Genomic DNA, 21,260 nt, shown 5'->3' on the forward strand with positions numbered 1-21,260 from the left:
CCATGGCGGCAGAGACAGTGGCTTCGACGGACGCGGCCCCGGAAACCGTGACGTCCAAGAGCATGGCCCTGGCCAAGGCGATCAACGAATCGCTGCGCAAGGCCCTGGAGTCGGACCCCAAGGTCCTGATCATGGGTGAGGACGTCGGCAAGCTCGGCGGCGTCTTCCGGGTAACCGACGGTCTGCAGAAGGACTTCGGCGAGGACCGGGTCATCGACACCCCGCTCGCCGAGTCGGGCATCGTCGGCACGGCCATCGGCCTCGCCCTGCGCGGCTACCGCCCAGTGGTGGAGATCCAGTTCGACGGCTTCGTCTTCCCGGCGTACGACCAGATCGTCACCCAGCTCGCGAAGATGCACGCGCGCGCGTTGGGCAAGATCAAGCTCCCGGTCGTCATCCGCATTCCGTACGGCGGGGGCATCGGCGCGGTCGAGCACCACTCGGAGTCCCCGGAGGCGCTCTTCGCGCACGTGGCGGGCCTCAAGGTGGTGTCCCCGGCCAACTCCTCCGACGCCTACTGGATGATGCAGCAGGCCATCCAGAGCGACGACCCGGTGATCTTCTTCGAGCCGAAGCGGCGCTACTGGGACAAGGCCGAGGTCGATTTCGAAGCCATCCCGGGACCGCTCCACAGGGCCCAGGTGGTCCGTGAGGGCACGGATCTCACCCTCGCCGCCTACGGCCCGATGGTGAAGCTGTGCCTGGAGGTCGCGAACGCGGCGGCAGAGGAGGGCCGGTCCCTGGAGGTCCTCGACCTCCGGTCGGTCTCCCCGCTCGACTTCGACGCCGTGCAGGTGTCCGTCGAGAAGACCCGCCGCCTGGTCGTGGTGCACGAGGCGCCGGTGTTCTTCGGCTCGGGCGCGGAGATCGCCGCCCGGATCACCGAGCGCTGCTTCTACCACCTGGAGGCCCCGGTGCTGAGGGTCGGCGGCTATCACGCCCCGTACCCGCCGGCGCGCCTGGAGGAGGAGTACCTGCCGAACCTGGACCGGGTGCTCGACGCCGTCGACCGCTCGCTTGCGTACTGAGGAGAGGGACGTGACGACGATGACTGACGCGTCCGTACGCGAGTTCAAGATGCCCGACGTGGGCGAGGGACTCACCGAGGCCGAGATCCTCAAGTGGTACGTCCAGCCGGGCGACACGGTCACCGACGGCCAGGTGGTGTGCGAGGTCGAGACCGCCAAGGCGGCCGTCGAGCTGCCCATCCCGTACGACGGGGTCGTGCGCTCACTCCACTTCCCCGAGGGCACGACGGTCGACGTGGGTACGTCGATCATCGCGGTGGACGTGACGGGCGGGGCTGGGGGTGCGGCTCCGGCGGAGGCCGAGGCCCCCGTTCCGGCCGAGGTTCCCGAGGAGGCGAAGCCGCAGGCCCGCCAGCCGGTCCTCGTCGGCTACGGCGTGGCCGTGTCCTCGACCAAGCGCCGCCCCCGCAAGGGCGCCGAGGTCCCGGCCCAGGAGGTCGCCGCGGCGGTCCAGCACGAGCTGAACGGCCACGGCGGGCGGGCGGAGACGAACGGGCACGGCGGCAACGGCGCCCTCACCGGCCTGGCCGACCAGGCTTCCCCGTCCCCGTCCCCGTCCCCGGCAGCCGCCCGTCCGCTCGCGAAGCCGCCGGTGCGCAAGCTCGCCAAGGATCTCGGCGTCGACCTGACGACGGTGATCCCGTCGGGCCCCGACGGCGTCATCACGCGCGAGGACGTGCACGCGGCGGTGGCCCCGGCGGCCCCCGAGCCGGTGCGCACGACGCCGGTCGCCCCGGTGGTCCCGGCGCCGGTGACCACGCACGACGGCACGCGGGAGACGCGCGTCCCGGTCAGGGGCGTACGGAAGGCGACCGCGACGGCGATGGTCGGGTCGGCGTTCACGGCGCCGCATGTCACGGAGTTCGTGACGGTGGACGTGACGCGGACGCTGAAGCTGGTCGAGGAGCTCAAGCGGGACAAGACGATGGAGGGGCTGCGGGTGAACCCGCTGCTCCTGATCGCCAGGGCCCTGCTGGTCGCGATCAGGCGCCACCCGGACGTCAACGCGTCCTGGGACGAGGCGAACCAGGAGATCGTGCTCAAGCACTACGTCAACCTGGGCATCGCCGCGGCCACCCCGCGCGGCCTGATCGTCCCGAACATCAAGGACGCCCACGAGAAGACGCTCCCGCAACTGGCGGCGGCGCTCGGCGAGTTGGTGTCCACGGCGCGGGACGGCAGGACGTCGCCCGCGGCCATGCAGGGCGGCACGGTGACGATCACGAACGTCGGCGTCTTCGGCGTCGACACGGGCACGCCGATCCTTCCGCCCGGCGAGTCCGCGATCCTCGCGATCGGCTCGATCAGACTCCAGCCATGGGTCCACAAGGGCAAGGTCAAGCCGCGTCAGGTGACGACCCTGGCCCTCTCCTTCGACCACCGGCTGGTGGACGGGGAGTTGGGCTCCAAGGTGCTGGCTGACGTGGCGGCGATCCTGGAGCAGCCCAAGAGGCTCATCACCTGGGCCTGAGCCTGCCGGGGTTTCTGGCTGAGAAACCGCACGGGGCCGCTCCTGAGAGGGGCGGCCCCGAGTGAGGTGCTCAGGCGGCTGTGCTGCCGACCATGAGGATCTTGATCGTGACGGTGCTGCCGTCGATCTCGTACGTGGCCCGGTAGGCGCCGACCCGTAGGCGCCGAAGGCTGGTGCCGCCGAGTTTGCCGCTTGCCGGGGGTTCGGGATCCCGGGCGAGCGCGTTGATCGCCTTGACCAGCGCTTTCACCGAGTCCCCGGCGCGGGCTTCGGCACTCGTCCGGTACGTGTCCGCCGGGGCTGCCGAAGAGGCCGCCCGGGCAGGGCGGAACGCTTCCAGCGCGTCCGCGATCCGGTCCATGGCACTCGCCATACGGGACTGCACCTGTACCGAGGTTCGTTGGAGGTCGAGCATCTCCAAACGGGTCTGCTGGGCCTCCAGGCGTGTTCGCTGGGCTTCGTGTCGAGTCTCCTGCGAAATGCGTTGCGCCTCGGCGAACTCCTCGTCCAGTCGCGCGTTGCTCTCCTCCAGCCGCACGATCGCGTCGGCGACCTGTGCGGGCATCGCGTACGCCACGGGAGCGCTCGGGTCGCGGGGCTGCACCTCCGCCTTGGGGAGGGTGTAGGAACCGTCCCGCTGGACCGTAATGATGACTTCCGCGACCCATCGTTTGAAGGGCCGTGTCTCCGGGTTCGTCGTAGCCGCGATGAGCATGATGAGCCCGTTCAGGTTCACCATGTTCATCGACTTCTTGAAGCCGTGACCAGCCGGAACCTCCGAACCGTAACGTGTGGTTACGCTTTCGAGTTGGGTTCGGAACTCGTCCGGCACGTGGTCTTTCAGGGTCTTCCTCGGGTTGGTGTACCCAAGCTCACCGAACGTCCGCCGCCGGAAACCAATGGCTTCCGTCCGGCATCGTCAGCCTCCGTACCCGGGCTTCTGTAGCCCCGTACACGAAGTCGTTGATGCCGATCGCGTCGGTCTGCGGTACCGCGGTCGACGTCGTGTCGTGTTCGCTCATTCGAACCACCTCCGCAGCGGAACGTAGATCGGTACACAATGCATATGCCAACAGGATCCGGGATGTTCATCACTCCGAGCGCAGTTGGCACCTATCCCTGCGCAGGCGCCCAGAACATGGTGGGCACACGACGGAGGGGGACCTGCCGCGTTGAGCGCGGCAGGTCCCCCTCACGTTCATTGTGCTGTGCTGTCAGCCCAGGCGCGCGAAGCCGTAGTCCATCAGCTTCTTCGCGTCCGACGTGCGCGCGGCGACCGAAGTGGAGGCGAGGACCGTACCGATGACCGTCTTGCCGTTGCGGGTCGCGGCGAAGACCAGGCAGTACTTGGCCTGCGGGCCGGAGCCGGTCTTGATGCCGAGGGTGCCGCTGTAGCCGGACAGCAGCGGCTTGTTGGTGTTCTCCCAGCTCATCCAGCGGGTGCCACCGGTCTTGGTGGTGACCTTCTCCTTGAAGTTCTGCGTCTTCACTATCGCGCGGAAGGCGCCGCTCTTCATGGCGCTGCTGGCGAGCTTCGTCAGGTCGCGCGGAGTCGAGTAGTTCGAGCCGTTGCCGATGCCGTCGAAGCTGTCGAACTTGGTGCTCGGCATGTCGAGGCTCCGGGCCATGCTGTTCATCTTGCCGATGAACGACTTCACCCGGGCGGCACGCGTCGAGCCGGTGCCGAACTTGTCCGCGAGCGCGTACGCCGCGTCGCAGCCCGACGGCAGCATCAGCCCGTACAGCAGCTGGCGGACGGTGACCTTGTCGCCGACGATCAGACGGGCCGAGGAGGCGGTGTTGGCGACGATGTAGTCGCTGTACGCCTTCTGGATCGTGACCTTGGCGTTGAGGTTCAGGTTCGCCTGTGCCAGCACGACCTTCGCCGTCATTATCTTCGTGGTGGAGCCGGTGGACAGCTTGTTGTTCGGGAGCTTCCCGTACAGGATCTGGCCGTTGGCGTTGTTCATCACGTAGCCGCCCTTGGCGGCGATCGTCGGAACGGCTACGGCGGCCTGCGCGGGCGCCGCGGTGAGTGCTCCGGTCGCGAGCACGGCGCCGGTGGTGACCACGACGGCTGCGGCTCTGCGGAAACGGATGCCCTGGATGCCGGTTATCAACTTCAATACCCCGATTACGTCTGAATCGTCCGAATGCCCCTGGAGAGCGGCCGAGTTGGCCGAGTCGTCGGCGTAACGCCGCTCTCGTGTGACTCGTAACTAGCACAGTTGGTTGTGCGCGTGCTGAGGCGGGATCCACAATTTTCCCTTTTCGAGAGACGCCGTACGGCTTTCCGTGGTTCCCGCGACCCTTCGGAAGGCTGAACTGCCGTCCGTGCGGCGACGTCACGCCCCGGCCCGCGATCGGTCCACGGGATCGGTCCATATGGCGGACCGGCCGCTCTCATGCGTACGTGTTGTATCTATTCTGTCGGCATGAGCAGCCTGGCCGTGCAGCACCTGAAGCGACCTCCCGCCGCCGACCGCGTCTACACCCACGTCAAAGAGGGTGTCCTGGACCGCCGTTACGAAGGCGGGACGCTGCTCACCGAGGGCGAACTGGCCGAGGCCGTCGGGGTGTCGCGCACACCGGTGCGCGAGGCGCTGCTGCGTCTGGAGGCCGAGGGGCTGATCAGGCTCTACCCGAAGAAGGGCGCGCTCGTCCTGCCCGTCTCCGCGCAGGAGATCGCGGACGTCGTCGAGACCCGGCAGCTGGTCGAGGAGCACGCCATCCGCAAGGCGGTGCCCGCTTCGCCGCAGCTGATCGCCCGGCTCACCGAACTGCTCGAACGGCAGCGCGAGCAGGCCGCCGCCGGCGACCTCGCGGGAGCGGCCGTGACCGACCGCTGCTTCCACGCCGAGATCGTCCGCAGCGGGGGCAACGAGATCCTCTCCCGGCTGTACGACCAACTGCGCGACCGGCAGCTGAGGATGGGCGTCGCCGTCATGCACGCCCACCCCGACCGCATCACCAAGACGCTCGTCGAGCACCAGGAGATCCTCCACGCCCTGCGCTCGGGCGACGCGGAGGCGGCGGTCGCGCTCGTGCACCGGCACGTCAACTGGTTCTCCAACCTGGCCCGGGGAGAGGTCCGATGAGTCGCCAGGGTGCAGTGAAGGGTGGTTCCGGTTACGGTTCGCTGCCCGGCGATCCGCCCGGCGGGCGCCGCGCCGTCCTCGTCTGGTCCGTCGGCGTCTCCGTGTACTTCGTCGCCGTCATCTTCCGTACGTCACTGGGGGTGGCCGGGCTCGACGCCGCCGACCGCTTCCACGTGGGCGCGTCCGCCCTGTCCACCTTCTCGATCCTCCAGCTCCTCGTCTACGCGGGCATGCAGATACCGGTCGGGCTGCTCGTCGACCGGCTCGGCACGAAGAAGGTGCTGACCATCGGGGTGGTGCTTTTCACGGCCGGGCAGCTGGGGTTCGCGTTCTCCCCCTCGTACGGCACGGCCCTCGCCTCCCGGGCGCTGCTCGGGTGCGGTGACGCGATGACGTTCATCAGCGTGCTGCGGCTCGGGTCCCGGTGGTTCCCGGCGCGACGCGGGCCGATGATCGCGCAGTTGGCGGGGCTGGCCGGGATGGCGGGCAACCTGGTCTCGACGCTCGTCCTCGCCCGGCTGCTGCACGGTGTCGGGTGGACGGCGGCCTTCGCGGGCAGCGCGCTCGCGGGCGTGGTCGTGCTGGTGCTGATGCTCGTGTTCCTCAGGGATCATCCGGAGGGGCACGAGCCGGAGCCGTTCCCGCATCAGGGTGCCGCGTACGTGCGCCGGCAGATCGCCGCCTCATGGCGTGAGCCCGGGACGCGGCTCGGTCTGTGGGTGCACTTCACCACCCAGTTCCCGGCGATGGTGTTCCTGCTGCTGTGGGGCCTGCCGTTCCTCGTCGAGGCACAGGGGCTCACGCGGGCGACGGCGGGGGAGCTGCTGACGCTGGTCGTGCTGTCGAACATGGTGATCGGCCTGGTGTACGGCCAGATCGTCGCCCGGCACCACACGGCGCGGCTGCCCCTGGCGCTGGGCACGGTGGGCGCGACGGCGGTGATGTGGGCGGTGACGCTCGCCTACCCGGCGGTGACCGCCACCGGTCACGCGCCGATGTGGCTGCTCGTGGTGCTGTGCACGGTACTTGGTGCCTGCGGGCCCGCCTCGATGCTCGGGTTCGACTTCGCCCGGCCCGCCAATCCGCCGGAGCGTCAGGGGACGGCTTCCGGGATCACCAACATGGGCGGTTTCGTCGCCTCGATGACGACGCTGTTCGCGATCGGCGTGCTGCTGGACGCGACCGGTGACAACTACACCGTCGCGTTCTCGTTCGTGTTCCTGCTGCAGGGGGTTGGCGTCAGCCAGATTCTGCGGTTGCGGAAGCGGGCGGCGCGGCGGGAGCGGGAGCGGTTGGTTGCGAGCCGGGTTTCTACAGTGCACGTTCCCGTGTAGGTGGTCGTTGCCTTGTGTGGGCGTCTCTGGGGACTGCCGCCCCCAGGCCCCCGCTTCGGCCCTGAACGGGCCTGGTCCTCAATCGCCGGACGGGCTGGGATTGCCTGGACCGGCGCTGCGAACTGACCGCCATCGGCGGACGAGTTCCAGACCGCCGGCTCCAGGCCCGACAAGGGGCCCCGGCGAACAGGGGGCCGCGCCCGACAAGTTCACGGCGTCACGGCGTCACGGCGAAGTGCCGAAGAATCGCCCCCGTGAGGCCCGGGTCGCCCTCTGCCTTGATGCGGTCCGCCACCGCCTCCGGGGTCACCCGGCCGCAGGCCAGGCGGAAGTAGGTCTCCCAGTCGAGGGCGAAGGCGGCGGCCGGGCCGAGGGCGGGGGACGATTCGAGGGTGCCGCGGCCGTTGATGTCGACGCGGATCGTGCGCAGGAACTCGATGGGACCGTGCACGTCGAAGACGATCGCCGAACTGCGCGGCGCCCCGGCGTCCTTGGCGACGATCTTCGGCAGCGCCTCGAGGAGTACGTCCCGCGCGATGTGCGCGCCGGGGGAGTCGAGGTTGCCGGGCCGGCCGAGGGCGGTACGAAGATCCTGTTCGTGCACCCACACGTCGAACGCCCGGTTGCGCATGAGGTCCTCGAGGGCGGTCTCCCGGCCGTAGAGGCCGCGGATCTTCGCCCCCGGTTCCCGCGACTCGTTGCGCAGTTGCCGGTTGCGGCGGATGACCGTGTACTCCAGCTCGGACGTCATCTCGGGTGCGGTGTGGTGACGCCGTACGTCGACCTGCATCTCCATGTAGCGCTGCTGCTCGTTCGTGACGTGGTAGAGGTCGCGCGGGAGTGTGTGGATGGGGCGCGGGTCGCCGAGCATCTCGCACTCCAGGCCGATGACATGGGAGATCACGTCACGGACCGACCAGCCGGGGCATGGGGTCCGGCGGTTCCACTCGCCCTCCACGAGCGGTGACACCAGCTCGGATATCGCATCGATGGAGTGGGTCCAGGCGTCGGCGTAGGGCTGAAGAGTGGGATGCAGACTCACGGAACGGGACCCCTCGGGCGGTCGGTGCGCGGGCAGTGGTGACGGCGGGTGTCGACGGCGTTGTCGGTGGGTGCGAAGTCGTGGGCGGGATGGCTGTCAGCGGGCGTCTTGGAACGTTAAGTTACGCTGCTCTGAGGCACCCCGGCAGTGCTTTCGTGTGACGATCGTAGGCCCGTGTGAACGGCTCGAATGTCAGGACGGTGGTAGTGTGCGCGCCTCGCTCATCCAGATCGGTGTAGAAGAGGGCGAATCGGTCGAATCGCGTCGACGGCGCGTGGCCGCGCTGGTACGGGACGAGGCCGGTGCCGATCTCGTCGTACTGCCCGAGCTGTGGACGACCGGGGCTTTCGCGTACGAGCTGTTCGCCACGGAGGCCGAGCCGCTGGACGGGCCGACGCACGAGGCGATGGCGAAGGCGGCCAGTGACGCGGGTGTGTGGCTGCACGCGGGTTCGATTCCGGAACGGGACCCTGAGGGGCCTCTGTACAACACCTCCCTCGTCTTCTCCCCCGACGGCGACCTGGCCGCCGCCTATCGCAAGATCCACCGCTTCGGCTTCGACAAGGGCGAGGCCGTGCTGATGGGTGCGGGCGAGGAGCTGGTGACCGTCCGTCTCCCCGGGACGACTGTCGGCCTCGCCACCTGCTACGACCTCCGCTTCCCCGAGCTCTTCCGTGGTCTTGTCGACGCGGGCGCCGAGACGCTTGTCCTTTCGGCGGGCTGGCCGGAGCGTCGGCGGTCCCACTGGACTTTGCTGGCGCAGGCGCGGGCGGTCGAGAACCAGGCCTACGTCCTTGCGTGTGGAACGGCCGGTACGCATGCGGGAGTTCCCCAGGCCGGTCACTCGATCGTGGTCGATCCGTGGGGTGAGGTGCTGGCGGAGGCGGGTGGGGGCGAGGAGATCCTGAGGGTCGAGTTCGATCCCGCGAAGGTGGCGGAGACGCGGGAACAGTTTCCGGCGCTGAAGGACCGGTTGCTGGGGCTGACGGTGCCGCGTCGCGGCTGAACGGGCGCGGAGACCGGTGGACGGTGTGTTTCGCCGCCGCCGCCCTACCCGTCCCATCCCCGGGGGCTGCCGCTCCCGGACCTCGCTTCGGCCCTGAGCGGGGCTTGTCCTCGAACTCCCCAGGGGGGTACCCCAGGCCGGCCTGAGATGGCCCGGTGGGTGGGTGGGAGAGCCGTCGCGGGCGGCGCCGGCCTCCGCCTCACTCCCCCGCCCGCTCCTTCTCCGCCAAGTGGATCACGCACACCGCCACCGCGATCAGCAGCGCCGGGTCCGCGTCGTCCCGTACGACATCCACCCCGTACGTCTCCCGGACGTGCAGCCAGCGGCGCGAGATCTGGGCGAGCAGCTCACCGTCGTAGTCGACGCCGAACTCCCGGTCCAGGATCTTCCCGCTGACGTCCAGCTCCGTGCCGTCCGTCAACGTCACCCGGTAGTGATTGCGCAGCAGCGACAGGCGTTTGCGTCTGATCGTCGCCAGCGGGGCGCCGTCCCGTTCGATCATCATCGTGTCCCGCAGGGCGAACATCTTCTGGCGGATGTCGATCAGAACCCGCCCCTGCGTGTCCTTCAGCTCGAAGGTGTCCCGCAGCCGCATCGCCTTGCCGTCGACCAGATACACCTTGTCGCCGTGCTGGTCCTCGATCCAGTAGTCGTCACCGAAGCCCAGCAGCCGGTCGCGTACGAGGAATCTCATGCCTCACGGTTTCCCCGCCACCCGTGCGGAAACGCCCCCTGTAGGCCGACAGGCGGAACTCTGCCATCATCACCAAGGTGTCCGCCGCGTCGGAGATCCGTCAGTGAACCCCCAGTGCCCCGTGCTGCCGGAACGGCTGACGACCGAGCCCTTCCGGCGTCTTCGGACCCTGGGGCTGCCGAGCGAGGACTTCGTCGTCGCGGGCAGTGCGCCGCTCTTCGTCCGAGGGCTGCGGGACCGGGTCTCCGACCTCGACATCGTGGCACGCGCCGCCGGCTGGAGACGTGCCGAGGCCCTTGGTGACGTACGAAGAGCGCCGTACGAAGGGGTGTTGTCCGTCAGGCTCAGTCTCGCCGGGATTCGCATCGAGATCCTCGACGGCTGGTTCCCCGCCCTCTTCGGAACGTGGACCACCTCATCATCCGGGCCGAAGCCGACGACAGTGGCCTCAGATTCCTGTCCCTGTTCGACACGGTCAGATGGAAGCGCCACCTCGACCGGCAGAAAAACCGCGACGACCTTCTACGGATCGAGGAACTGTGCCCTCGGCCCCGTGGCCGTTGCCGGAGCGGCGCCGGTACGCCCGGGGACCGAGGCCGGTCCCACGGCGTACGCGTCGCGAAGGCAGAGGGCGAGCACGTCTGGCACGTGCAGGGCGGCACCGACGAGTTCTTCCTCGTGCCCGCGGGAGCCGGCCGGCGAGTACACGGTCGTCCTCCCGAAGGGCTCGGCCTTCTCGGTCCCCCGTGGCACCGGGCACAAGCCGTACGCCCCGGTCCGCACCGAGATCCTTGTCCTCGAACCCAGTGGCACCCTGAGTGTGGGCGACCGTAACGACGACGTACCCGGCCATGTGGACGTGACGACAGGGCACGCCCTGGCGTAGGCCGGCAGCCCCGGACCGCTCAGCGGTGGTACCGGTCGTCGTCGATCACGGTCGTCGACGGCGGTATCAGCACTCGCCTGCGCCGGGCGACACTGCGGAACGCCAGGGCGCCGATCACTCCGACGATCATCAGGATGACACCGACCAGGTCGAGGTTGACCCCCTCCATCTCCCAGTCGGTCGCGAAGGTGAGGATGGCTCCCACGGCGATGAGGATGATGCAGCCGCCGAGGCTCATGAGTGTTGCCTCCCTGTCCGGTCCGGTCGTTCCGGAGAATTCCGGTTGTTCCGGAGTTTCCGGGTGCCCGGACCCGGGACAGGTATGCGTCGCCGCGCAACTACCCTTCCAGGAACGCGACCAGCGCGTTGGCGAGGAGGTGGGGGTCGTCGGCGCCGCACAACTCCCGTGCGCTGTGCATCGACAGGATCGCCACCCCGATGTCGACCGTCTTGATGCCGTGCCGCGCGGCGGTGATCGGGCCGATCGTCGTGCCGCAGGGCATGGAGTTGTTGGAGACGAAGTTCTGGAACGGGACGCCGGCCTTGTCGCAGGCCGCGGCCCAGACCGCGCGGCCCGAACCGTCCGTGGCGTAGCGGTTGTTGACGTTGACCTTGAGGATGGGGCCGCCGTTGACGCGCGGGTGGTGCGTCGGGTCGTGCCGCTCCGCGTAGTTGGGGTGGACGGCGTGGCCCGTGTCGGAGGAGAGACAGACGGTGCCCGCGAACGCCCTCGCCCTGTCCTCGTACGACCCTCCGCGAGCGAACACCGAACGCTCCAGCACGCTGCCGAGCAGCGGGCCGTCCGCGCCCGTGTCGCTCTGCGAGCCGTTTTCCTCGTGGTCGAAGGCCGCGAGGACGGGGATGTACGGCAGCGGCCCGTCGCCGGCGGTGGAGCTCGTCGCCACGGACGTGAGAGCAGCCGTGGCGGCGTGCACGGACAGGAGGTTGTCCATGCGCGGGCCCGCCACCAGCTCCCGGTCGCGGCCCAGGTACGCGGGCGGTTCGACGGAGTGGACCATCAGGTCCCAGCCGGTGACCTCACCCGGCGCGAGCCCGGACTCCTGTTCGAGGAAGGCGATCAGGTCGCCCTCGCGGACGTCGTCCGACATGCCCCAGATCGGCTGCAGGTGGCGCTGCTTGTCGAGCTTCAGCCCGTCGGTGTTCACGGCACGGTCGAGGTGGATGGCGAGCTGGGGGACTCGCAGCAGGGGCCGGTCGATGTCCACCAGACGTGTGGTGCCGTCCCGGAGGGTGAGGCGGCCGGCCAGACCCAGGTCGCGGTCGAGCCAGGAGTTGAGCAGCGGTCCGCCGTAGATCTCCACGGCGACCTGGCGCCAGCCGTGTCCCCCGAGGTCGGGCACCGGCTTGACGCGCAGGTTGGGGGAGTCGGTGTGGGCGCCGATGATCCGGAAGGGGGTGTGCGGCGCGGCGCCCTCGGGGACGTACCAGGCCACGATCGCGCCACCGCGCAGCACGTACTTGCCGCCGCTCCCCGCGGCGGAAGCCGCTGACGTGTCCGCATCCCAGGCGTCCGTCTCGGCGACCTGGCGGAAGCCTGCCTTCTCCAGCCGCTGGGCGGTGTTCGCCACGGCGTGGTACGGCGACGGACTCGCCGCCAGGAAGGTCATCAGGTCGTCGGTGTGGCCGCGGTCGAAGCGGTGGGGTGCGCTCATGGGGTTCACCTTAACGACGTAACAGTGCCCGCTTCCTGGATGGTGAGCGGGCTCTCGTAACGGGGGTGTGAAGGCCGGACAACTGGCCGGTGAGTCAGTTTCCGGACACTGGACGGACCGTGGGGGTGTGTCCCGGTCCAGCAGGACGGCGGCCCGCCCCGGAAGTGGATCCGGGTGCGGGCCGCCGTGCCTTGCCTGCCGTATGTGCCTGGAGGGTGTGCTTAGAAGGCCGCCTCGTCCAGCTCCATCACGTCGAGGTCCACACCTGCCGCGAGCTTGCGGGCGCCGGTGACGCCGGGGAGGACGTCGGCCGCGAAGAACTTCGCCGCCGCGATCTTGCCCTTGTAGAACGGGACGTCCTTCGCGGACGCCGTCTCCAGCTTCTCGGCGGCCACGGCGGCGCCCTTGAGGAGCAGGTAGCCGACGACGACGTCGCCCGAAGCCATCAGCAGGCGGGTGGTGTTGAGGCCCACCTTGTAGATGTTCCTGACGTCCTGCTCCGTCGCCGCGAGGTCCGTCAGCATCAGGCCGACGATCGCCTCCAGCTCGACGGCCGCCTTGGCGAGCTGCTCGCGCGCCACCGCCAGCTCCTCGCCGCCCGTGCCCGGCGCGAGGAACTTCTTGATGTCCTCGGCGAGGGAGTTGAGGGCCGCGCCCTGGTTGCGGACGATCTTCCGGAAGAAGAAGTCCTGGCCCTGGATCGCGGTCGTGCCCTCGTACAGGGTGTCGATCTTGGCGTCGCGGATGTACTGCTCGATCGGGTACTCCTGGAGGAACCCGGAGCCGCCGAAGGTCTGGAGCGACTGCGCGAGCTGCTCGTAGCCCTTCTCGGAGCCGTAGCCCTTCACGATCGGGAGCAGGAGGTCGTTCAGGGCCTCCAGCGCCGCGGTGTCCTCGCCCGCCGCCTCCTTGACCTGGATCTCGTCCTGGACGGAGGCCGTGTAGAGCACCAGGGCGCGCATGCCTTCGGCGTACGCCTTCTGCGTGATCAGCGAGCGGCGGACGTCCGGGTGGTGCGTGATGGTGACCTTGGGCGCCGTCTTGTCCATGAAGTTGGCGAGATCCGGACCCTGGACGCGCTCCTTGGCGTACTCAAGGGCGTTGAGGTAGCCGGTCGACAGCGTCGAGATGGCCTTCGTGCCGACCATCATGCGGGCGAACTCGATGATCCGGAACATCTGCCGGATGCCGTCGTGCTTGTCGCCGATCAGCCAGCCCTTGGCCGGGTGGCGGTCGCCGAAGGTCATCTCGCAGGTGTTGGAGGCCTTGAGGCCCATCTTGTGCTCGACGTTCGTCGCGTACACGCCGTTGCGCTCGCCCAGCTCGCCGGTCTCGAAGTCGAAGAGGTACTTCGGTACGAGGAAGAGGGACAGGCCCTTGGTGCCGGGGCCGTGGCCCTCCGGCCGCGCGAGGACGTAGTGGAGGATGTTCTCCTCCATGTCGTGCTCACCGGAGGTGATGAACCGCTTCACGCCTTCGATGTGCCAGGAGCCGTCCTCCTGCTGGACCGCCCTGGTACGGCCGGCGCCCACGTCTGAGCCGGCGTCCGGCTCGGTGAGGACCATGGTGGAGCCCCAGGTCCTGTCGACCGCGATCTGCGCGATCTTCTTCTGTACGTCGTTGCCCTCGTCGTAGAGGATCCCGGCGAACGCCGGACCGGAGGCGTACATCCACACGGCCGGGTTCGAACCGAGCAGCAGCTCCGCGTACGCCCAGATCAGGGAGCGCGGGGAGGTGGTGCCGCCGATCTCCTCGGGCAGGCCGAGGCGCCAGTACTCCGAGTCCATGAAGGCCTTGTAGCCCTTCTTGAAGGACGCCGGGACGGGCGCGGTGTTCGTCTCGGGGTCGAAGACCGGAGGGGTGCGGTCGCCGTCCGCGAAGGACTCGGCCAGCTCGTTCTCCGCGAGGCGCGTCATCTCCTCGAGGATGCTCCTGGCGGTGTCGGCGTCCATCTCCGCGAACGGACCCGTGCCGTACAGCTTGTCGCGCCCGAGGACCTCGAAGAGGTTGAACTCGATGTCGCGGAGATTCGACTTGTAGTGCCCCATGGCGACGGCTCCGTAGAGAGATCGGCGAGGCACTGACTCCTCGCGCCTAATTCACATACCAACTAGTAGCTACCTTCCCACGATGATGCTACCCGTCGGTAATAAGACGCAACCCCAACCCGTCATATGTGACGCGTCACGCGCCGCACGCCATGCGGACAGTTCGTCGGACGGTCTAGACAGGGACGGTGAGAGTGGCCGTGTAGCCCTTGTCCACGCTGCCTTCCATGGCCGCCAGCTGCTGGTCGTAGCCGTCGCTGAAGATGTTGTCGGTCTCCAGGGAGAGCTGGCTCAGGTTCTGCACGCTCCGGCTGTACCCGTCCGTCGCGTACACCGTGTCGCAGACGTCCTTCGGGAACGCCAGCTGCGAGGTGTTCGTTATCGACGTGGCCGAGGTCGCGTCCTCCAGGCTGCCGTAGACCTCGAAGTGGACGTGAGGCCAGCGGCCCGTGTAGCAGGCCGGGAAGATGCTCGTGAAGGTGACCTGGCCCTTGTCGTCCGTCTCCTGGACGCCCCGGAGATAGTTCTCGTCGGTGACCCCGTCCGAATAGAGGGAGTAGTTGCCCTCGCGGTCGCAGTGCCACAGGTAGACGGCGGCGCCCACCTTGGGGGTGCCGCAGCCGGAGGCCGCGTCGACGACGGTGAGCGTCATGGTGAGCGGGATGCCCTCGGCCTTGCCGCCCGCCGAGTTCCCGAAGCTGGACGTGATGTCGCTGCGGACGACCCCGCTCTCCTTGAGCACGTTCACCCCGTTCGAACCGTCGCCCGGGTAGGGGCCGGCGGTCTCGTTCGGGATGGTCGCGCACTCGCCGGACGAGGACGACGAGGAAGTACCGGTGCCGCTGGAGGAGGTGTCCGAGGCGGCGGAGGACGTGGAGTCGTCGGCGGCGCAGCCCACCAGCGGCACCAGGCTCGCACCGGCCAGCAGCCGGATCATCCGGCGGCGGGCGAGGACGGGGAAGTCGTAGGAGAGGCCTCTGTCGTGCTCGTGGTCCTCGTGGTCCCCGTGGTGGTGGTGCCCGTGTCCGCTCATGACCGTCTCCCTCTGTCTGTGCCCGCCGGGGATCACTCCGGCTTTGCCGCTTCCCGGTGGTCTCTTTGCCGAAGCCAACGGTATGAGCGCCGACTGTGGGAAACCAGGGCCGCACCTGTGGACTCCCTATGGGACGGCTCGGCCGCGCCGGGCGCAACCAGGGACCGGCCCGCCCCGGCTCCGCCGCGCGCTCGGTACTCTTGCGCCCATGTATGGATACGGCCAGCACGGCGATGGAGGTGCGGCGCAGCAGCAGTACGCGCAGCCGCAGCAGCAGATGCCGGGCGGGTATGGCCAGCAGCCGCCGCTGTACCCCGAGCCGTCTCCGCCGTCCCTCGCGGACGCGGTGCGCGCTTTCACGACGGGCTCGATGTCGGCCGAGGACTTCCAGCAGGTCTTCGCCACGTCGAAGGTGTACTGCCCGCGCGGCGACAACCCCGGGTTCCTGGCGCTGCACAACACGCAGCAGCCGGTGATCCCGATGTTCACCTCCCTGAAGGAGCTGCGCCGCTACGCCGGCAAGGAGTCCAAGTACTTCGTGATCACCGGCGCCGAGGTCATCGACCTGCTGCCCACCGGCTACGGCTTCGTCGTGGACATGGAGGGCGACCACCGTATGGTGTTCGACGCGAAGGCCGTCGAGCAGATGGTGGAGTTCGCGATGCGCAGGATGTACGGCTGAGGGCCGTCGCCTTTTCTCTCCGCTTCTCTCTCCCCAGTCTCAGCGCTCCCCTCCCTTCTCTCCCCTCAGGCGCCGAAATCCTTCCCCCCGCGCTGGAAATCCCGTCCGCGTTTGTCACAGGCATGCCATAGGGTTCCTTCTGGCAGCCGCGCCCCACTGCTACCGCTTTCCGCGGTCGCGCCTGGGCGTCGCGCGGCGCTCTCAGCTCCCGGCGATCCCGGGTTCTCTTGTGGGGGTTCATCACTGTGCGCATGCGCAGCACTTCGACAGCGACGGCGCTCGCCGTCCTCTTCAGCTCGGTGGCACTGAGCGTCGTCACCACGGGTTCCGCCTCGGCCGCCGTCGCCACGGTGAACTCGCCCGGCGGCATCGTCGCGGACGCGACCCTGAAGCGGGTCTTCCTCGGTGACAGCGGCAACGGCCGCGTACTGGCGGCGAACTACTCCGGCACCGTCGTCGACACCGTCAGCGGCCTCGGTTCGGTCGCCGACCTCGCACTGTCCGACGACGGTCGCACCCTGTACGCGTCCCTGCCCGCACGGCACCAGATCGTGGCCCTCGACCCGGCCACCCTGAACATCAGGGCCCGCTACACGGTTCCCACCGACACAGGCCCGCGCCACCTCGCCTTCACCGGCGGCAAACTCTGGTTCAGCTACGGCGACCAGTGGGACGGCAACCTGGGCTCGGTCGACCCGAACTGGACCGGAACCCCGGCCCCGGACACGTCGCCGACCCCGACCCCGACGTCCGTTCCGCCTTCGGCCTCGCCGTCCGAGCCGCCCACGTCGCCCGCACCGGAGCCGTCCACGGAGCCGTCCGACGACCCGAGCACGGAGCCGAGCGCCGAGCCGTCCGTGGAGCCCACGACGGAGCCGCCCACCTCGGAACCGTCGCCCGATGCCTCCGCCGAGCCCACCGACGCGCCCTCTCCCTCCCCCGAGGTCTCCGCCGACACCTCCACCGCGGCCCTGGCGAGCGGGACCGACCCGGTGTCGATGGAACTGTTCCCGCAGGGGCACCCCGGCATCTGGGGCCAGGCGCTGCTCGACGCGAGCACGGCGGCGCCCGGTCTGCTGGCCGTCGGTGAGACCGGCCTGTCCACGTCCTCGATGGCCGTCGTGGACGTCACCGGACCGACGCCCCAGCTGACCGCCTGGCACAACGGCGACTACACGCTCAACGGAGGCATCGGCGACTTCGACCTCGTCCCCGGAGCCCCGCAGGTACTGGTCAACGGCACCGACCGGGACGCCTACGCGAACGGCACGTTCACCAAGGCGGGCGCCTATCCGGGCGGCCAGAGTGCCGACATCGCCCCGAACGGCCTGGTCGCCCAGGCCGGCGGTACCAAGGTGGCCGTCTACCGGCCGAACGCCACCAGGCCGCTGCGCACGTACACGGCCGGCACGTACGGCACCGCCGACCTGGCCTGGGCCCCGGACTCCTCCCGGATCTTCGCCCTGGTCGGAACCGGCACCGGCTACACCCTCAAGGCGCTCACCGACCCGACGAAGAACGTCCCGACACTGACGGTGAACGCTCCGTCGAAGGCCACCCGCGACAAGAAGCTGACGGTCTCCGGCAAGCTGTCGGCGACGGTCGCGCTGCCGGCCGGTGCCAAGCTGAGTGTCACCCGTACCGACCTGGAGACCCCGAACGGCAGGGCGCTGCCGTCGGTCACGGTGAAGGCGGACGGCACCTACTCCTTCACGAACACCCCGCCCGTCGGCGGCACGGTCACCTACAAGGTGACGTACGCGGGCGACGCCGCGCACACTCCGGTCACCGCCTCCGACAAGGTCGCGGTCTCCCGTGCGGCGACCACACTGACCCTGAACAACAACAAGAAGCTCTACAACTACGGCACCGACGTCAAGTTCACGGCGCACCTGGGCCGGACGTACAAGAACCGCACGGTCGAGATCTGGGTCGACCCGCACGGCAACGACAAGCCGAAGAAGCTGGTCAAGTCCGCCAGGGTCAACTCGGCCGGGAACCTCTCGGTGACCGTGGACATGACCCGCGACACGAACGTCACCGCGGTCTTCAAGGGCGACGCCCGCTTCGCGCCCAGGACGGTCAAGGTCACGGCGAACGCGCGGGTGCGGATCTCCACGGCCGTGTCCCGGCACTACAAGACGGCCAAGATCGGCTCGATCTCGTACCACTGGTTCCACAAGAACACCGACCCGGTGCTGACGACCTCGATGCCCTACTACCCGGGCCGTCATCAGCGCTTCGACCTGGAGGTCTACTACCAGGGCACGTGGTACCCGGCCTACGAGTACTTCGCGATCGGTACGAACGGCAAGTCGGTGGTGCAGCTCGGGGCGCCCGGTGAGTCGGGCATCCGGGCCCGGATACGGTCGTCCTACATCGACGGTGCCTCCGGCGACAACGTGAACTCGACGACCTACGGACCCTGGAAGTACCTGTACTTCAGCAACTGACCGACTCCTGGTCGACTGCGGAGGCCCGGAGGGAATGCCCTCCGGGCCTTCTCTGTTAGGGGTAGCAGGAAGTTCAACAATAAACTAAACTGGCCGCACAAGGAGGTCCCGACATGCCTGCAGTGACCGTCGAGAACCCGCTGACCCTGCCCCGTGTGGCCGCTTCGGCCGACGCCGTGCCGCGTCCCGTGATCGGTGTGACGACCGCGCCGAGCGGATTCGAGGGAGAGGGCTTCCCGGTGCGCCGGGCGTTCGCCGGGATCAACTACCGGCACCTCGACCCGTTCATCATGATGGATCAGATGGGTGAGGTGGACTATCAGCCTGGGGAGCCGAAAGGGACCCCCTGGCATCCGCATCGCGGCTTCGAGACCGTCACGTACATCATCGACGGGATCTTCGACCACCAGGACAGCCAGGGCGGTGGCGGCACCATCACCAACGGCGACACCCAGTGGATGACGGCCGGCTCGGGGCTGCTGCACATCGAGGCTCCGCCGGAGTCCCTGGTGATGTCCGGCGGTCTGTTCCACGGCATCCAGCTGTGGGTGAACCTCCCGGCCAAGGACAAGATGATGGCCCCGCGCTACCAGGACATCCGTGGCGGCCAGGTCCAGCTGCTCACGTCCCACGACGGCGGCGCGCTCCTGCGCGTCATCGCCGGCGAGCTGGACGGGCACCAGGGCCCCGGTATCACCCACACCCCGATCAGCCTGGTCCACGCCACGCTGGCCCCGGGCGCGGAGGTCACGCTCCCCTGGCGCGAGGACTTCAACGGCCTGGCGTACGTCCTCGCGGGCCGCGGCAGCGTCGGTGCGGACCGGCGCCCGGTGCACAAGGGGCAGACGGCGGTCTTCGGGGCGGGCTCGTCGGTGACGGTGCGCGCGGACGAGGAGCAGGACGCGAACACTCCGGACCTGGAGGTCGTACTCCTCGGGGGCGAGCCGATCCGTGAGCCGATGGCGCACTACGGTCCGTTCGTGATGAACACGAGGGCGGAGCTTGAGCAGGCGTTCGAGGACTTCCAGAAGGGCCGGCTGGGGACGGTCCCGGCGGTTCATGGAATGTCCGAGGGTGGTTTGTAGGCCCTCGAAAGTTCAGTACGTTACGACTGGGCCCGAAGCCGCAACTCCGTTTTGCGACTTCGGGCCTGTCTAGTCCGGGCGTTGCTACGGCAGCACGTAGAGGGGCGCCCCGTCCGCGGCGCAGCCCGTCTGTCGCACGCAGCCGCGCTTGAGCAGGGTGCGTAGACAGTCGTGGACGCGAGTGAGGGAGAGCCCCGTACGCGTGGCGATCTCCTCCATGCGGTAACTGGCCTCACCCCGAACGAGCGCGGGCGCCAGGTACAGATGGAGGCGCGACTCATGTTCATAGCAAGGATGTTCATCCTTTAGTGGGCTGACGCATCGATTCTGCGTGCCCGCAACGCCACCCGGGCCTCCCCCGCCGCCTGCAGCGTCACCGCCGCCGTCACCGGGATGTCCCTGTCCGGCGTCTCGATGTCGTACTCGCGCAGCAGTACCGCCAGGGCCAGCACCGATTCCAGCATCGAGAAGTGGCGGCCGATGCACGCGCGGGGGCCGCCGCCGAACGGGAGCCACGCGTAACGGTGGCGGGCGCTCTCCTGGTCGGGCGTGAAGCGGTCCGGGTCGAAGCGGTCGGCGTTGTCCCAGTGGGCCGGGTGGCGGTGGGTTACCCAGGGCGAGAGCAGGACGTCCGCTCCCGCCGGGATGACGTGGCCGTCGATCTCCGTGGCCTCCACCGCGCGCCTGCCCATCAGCGGAGCGGCCGGATACAGGCGCATCGTCTCCTTCAGGACCCTGGTCAGGTACGGGAGTCGGTCCATCGTCGCCGCCGTGAACGGGTCGCCCGGGGGGAGTGCGTCGACCTCTTCCCGGGCCCTTGCCCTTGCCTCCGGGTGGCGGGCCAGGAGGTGGAGGGCGAAGGCCAGTGACGTCGCCGTCGTTTCGTGGCCGGCCAGAAGGAACACCAGGACCTGGTCGCGGAGTTCGGTGGCGTCGAGGCTGCCGTCCTCGTCGTTCTGCGCCTGGGCGAGGAGGGAGAGCAGGTCCTCGGCTGCCTCCCCGGCCGCTTCGCTCCCGTTGCTCCGGCGCGCCGCGATGATCCGGTCGCAGACCTCGTACACCGCCCGGGTCGCCGCCTCCGCACGCCTGTTGGACGGTGTGGGCCAGGTGCGCGGGACCCTCAGCGGGGAGTAGGCCCGCCCCGCGATGTACGCGCTGATGACCGGGAAGTTGGCGCGGATGACGTCCACCGCGGCCTCGACGTCCGCGCCGAACAGGACGCGGGCGACCGTGCGCAGCGCCAGGCGGTCCATCTCCTCCACGACGTCCACCTCGGGACTGCCGCGCCAGCGTTCCGCTGTCGCCTCGGCCTCCCGTGTGATCGCCGTGGCGTAGCCGTCGACCCGCTTCTTGGTGAACAGGGGCTGGATCAGGCGGCGTTGGCGCAGGTAGTCGTCGTCCTGACTGGTCAGGAGGCCGTTGCCGGCGGACTGGCGTATCTCCTCGTAGAAGATGTTCTCCTTGCGGAAGTTGGTGGCCTGTGTGGCCAGGACCTGCTGGGCGCCGTCGGGGGAGAAGACGCAGTACATGACCGTACGGAGGCCGGGCGGGCCTGCCGTTACGCGGACCACGTCGCCGTGCTCCCGCTGGGCGCGGACGAAGGTGCCGAGCGGGTCCCTGCGCAGGTCGAGGGCCGAGCCCAGCAGGGGGTGGCCGGTGGGGCCGGGGACAGGGGCAGGAGGGGCGCTGGGTGCGGTCCTGCGTGCGGTGCGCGTGACGGCCATAGC

At 69.0% G+C, this 21,260-nt stretch carries 19 protein-coding genes and 1 pseudogene; 9 read left to right on the forward strand and 11 right to left on the reverse strand.

Translation table 11 applies throughout. From position 1 onward, the window contains the following. The first annotated feature begins 2 nt into the window (after positions 1–2). The gene (locus RB628_RS05130; RefSeq protein ID WP_318319059.1) at positions 3–1,028 is read left to right on the forward strand and encodes an alpha-ketoacid dehydrogenase subunit beta; all 1,026 of its coding nucleotides are present in this window, start codon (positions 3–5) and stop codon (positions 1,026–1,028) included. A 10-nt stretch (positions 1,029–1,038) separates the two neighbouring features. Then, positions 1,039–2,499 (forward strand): dihydrolipoamide acetyltransferase family protein, encoded by a 1,461-nt coding sequence (locus tag RB628_RS05135; RefSeq protein ID WP_318319060.1) that lies wholly within the window; start codon positions 1,039–1,041, stop codon positions 2,497–2,499. A 70-nt stretch (positions 2,500–2,569) separates the two neighbouring features. Here the strand turns inward: RB628_RS05135 and RB628_RS05140 are convergent, their stop codons facing one another. The 3 genes from RB628_RS05140 to RB628_RS05150 all read right to left on the reverse strand — a co-directional run bounded on the left by RB628_RS05140 (position 2,570) and on the right by RB628_RS05150 (position 4,619). Next, entirely contained in the window at positions 2,570–3,400 is an 831-nt protein-coding gene (locus RB628_RS05140) for a BRO family protein (protein ID WP_318319123.1), read from the reverse strand. After that, on the reverse strand, positions 3,372–3,521 hold the full coding sequence (locus RB628_RS05145) for a hypothetical protein (protein WP_318319061.1): 150 nt from the start codon (positions 3,519–3,521) through the stop codon (positions 3,372–3,374). Before RB628_RS05145 ends, RB628_RS05140 begins: the two co-directional genes overlap by 29 nt. Before the next feature lie 192 nt (positions 3,522–3,713). Further along, entirely contained in the window at positions 3,714–4,619 is a 906-nt protein-coding gene (locus tag RB628_RS05150; RefSeq protein WP_318319124.1) for a D-alanyl-D-alanine carboxypeptidase family protein, read from the reverse strand. 315 nt (positions 4,620–4,934) lie between these two features. Between RB628_RS05150 and RB628_RS05155 the strand changes: the two genes are divergently transcribed. Both RB628_RS05155 and RB628_RS05160 read left to right on the forward strand, forming a co-directional pair. Further along, entirely contained in the window at positions 4,935–5,597 is a 663-nt protein-coding gene (locus tag RB628_RS05155) for a GntR family transcriptional regulator (RefSeq protein WP_318319062.1), read from the forward strand. Next, positions 5,594–6,931: an MFS transporter gene (locus RB628_RS05160; RefSeq protein ID WP_318319063.1), complete on the forward strand. Its 1,338-nt coding sequence runs from the start codon at positions 5,594–5,596 to the stop codon at positions 6,929–6,931. The genes RB628_RS05155 and RB628_RS05160 overlap by 4 nt, the downstream gene beginning before the upstream one ends. Positions 6,932–7,148: 217 nt before the next feature. Here RB628_RS05160 and RB628_RS05165 read toward each other — a convergent pair whose 3' ends face one another. Further along, positions 7,149–7,973 carry a maleylpyruvate isomerase family mycothiol-dependent enzyme gene (locus RB628_RS05165; RefSeq protein ID WP_318319065.1) on the reverse strand — a complete coding sequence of 275 codons (825 nt, stop codon included), beginning with the start codon at positions 7,971–7,973 and terminating at the stop codon, positions 7,149–7,151. Between the two features lie 208 nt (positions 7,974–8,181). Between RB628_RS05165 and RB628_RS05170 the strand changes: the two genes are divergently transcribed. Then, positions 8,182–8,979, forward strand: coding sequence for a carbon-nitrogen family hydrolase (locus RB628_RS05170; RefSeq protein WP_318319066.1), 798 nt, complete (start codon positions 8,182–8,184; stop codon positions 8,977–8,979). A 199-nt stretch (positions 8,980–9,178) separates the two neighbouring features. Here RB628_RS05170 and RB628_RS05175 read toward each other — a convergent pair whose 3' ends face one another. Then, positions 9,179–9,673 (reverse strand): LURP-one-related/scramblase family protein, encoded by a 495-nt coding sequence (locus tag RB628_RS05175; protein ID WP_318319067.1) that lies wholly within the window; start codon positions 9,671–9,673, stop codon positions 9,179–9,181. A 603-nt stretch (positions 9,674–10,276) separates the two neighbouring features. On the opposite strand from RB628_RS05175, the pseudogene RB628_RS05180 reads away from it, so the two are divergent. Then, positions 10,277–10,559: pseudogene (locus tag RB628_RS05180) on the forward strand (cupin); the annotation flags it as partial. 19 nt (positions 10,560–10,578) lie between these two features. Here RB628_RS05180 and RB628_RS05185 read toward each other — a convergent pair. The 4 genes from RB628_RS05185 to RB628_RS05200 all read right to left on the reverse strand — a co-directional run bounded on the left by RB628_RS05185 (position 10,579) and on the right by RB628_RS05200 (position 15,313). Beyond that, positions 10,579–10,797 (reverse strand): DUF6458 family protein, encoded by a 219-nt coding sequence (locus RB628_RS05185; RefSeq protein WP_318319068.1) that lies wholly within the window; start codon positions 10,795–10,797, stop codon positions 10,579–10,581. A 100-nt stretch (positions 10,798–10,897) separates the two neighbouring features. Then, on the reverse strand, positions 10,898–12,232 hold the full coding sequence (locus tag RB628_RS05190) for a M18 family aminopeptidase (protein WP_318319069.1): 1,335 nt from the start codon (positions 12,230–12,232) through the stop codon (positions 10,898–10,900). A 221-nt stretch (positions 12,233–12,453) separates the two neighbouring features. Beyond that, complete coding sequence (locus tag RB628_RS05195) at positions 12,454–14,280, reverse strand: acyl-CoA dehydrogenase (RefSeq protein ID WP_318319125.1); 1,827 nt, start codon at positions 14,278–14,280, stop codon at positions 12,454–12,456. A gap of 175 nt (positions 14,281–14,455) precedes the next feature. Beyond that, positions 14,456–15,313, reverse strand: a complete 858-nt coding sequence (locus tag RB628_RS05200) for an intradiol ring-cleavage dioxygenase (protein ID WP_318319070.1) — start codon at positions 15,311–15,313, stop codon at positions 14,456–14,458. Positions 15,314–15,521: 208 nt separating this feature from the next. On the opposite strand from RB628_RS05200, the gene RB628_RS05205 reads away from it, so the two are divergent. The 3 genes from RB628_RS05205 (at position 15,522) to RB628_RS05215 (ending at position 19,533) form a co-directional block, all read left to right on the forward strand. Beyond that, positions 15,522–15,995 carry an SseB family protein gene (locus tag RB628_RS05205; RefSeq protein ID WP_318319071.1) on the forward strand — a complete coding sequence of 158 codons (474 nt, stop codon included), beginning with the start codon at positions 15,522–15,524 and terminating at the stop codon, positions 15,993–15,995. A 251-nt stretch (positions 15,996–16,246) separates the two neighbouring features. After that, positions 16,247–18,448, forward strand: coding sequence for an Ig-like domain repeat protein (locus RB628_RS05210; RefSeq protein WP_318319072.1), 2,202 nt, complete (start codon positions 16,247–16,249; stop codon positions 18,446–18,448). Between the two features lie 113 nt (positions 18,449–18,561). Further along, positions 18,562–19,533, forward strand: a complete 972-nt coding sequence (locus RB628_RS05215; protein ID WP_318319073.1) for a pirin family protein — start codon at positions 18,562–18,564, stop codon at positions 19,531–19,533. 84 nt (positions 19,534–19,617) lie between these two features. Here the strand turns inward: RB628_RS05215 and RB628_RS05220 are convergent, their stop codons facing one another. Then, positions 19,618–19,752: a winged helix-turn-helix domain-containing protein gene (locus tag RB628_RS05220; RefSeq protein WP_318319074.1), complete on the reverse strand. Its 135-nt coding sequence runs from the start codon at positions 19,750–19,752 to the stop codon at positions 19,618–19,620. A gap of 86 nt (positions 19,753–19,838) precedes the next feature. Next, a complete protein-coding gene (locus tag RB628_RS05225; RefSeq protein WP_318319075.1) occupies positions 19,839–21,257 on the reverse strand; it encodes a cytochrome P450 in 1,419 nt (472 codons plus the stop codon). Between the last annotated feature and the right edge of the window lie 3 nt (positions 21,258–21,260).

Source organism: Streptomyces sp. ADMS (genome assembly GCF_033441795.1).
Classification (GTDB): domain Bacteria; phylum Actinomycetota; class Actinomycetes; order Streptomycetales; family Streptomycetaceae; genus Streptomyces.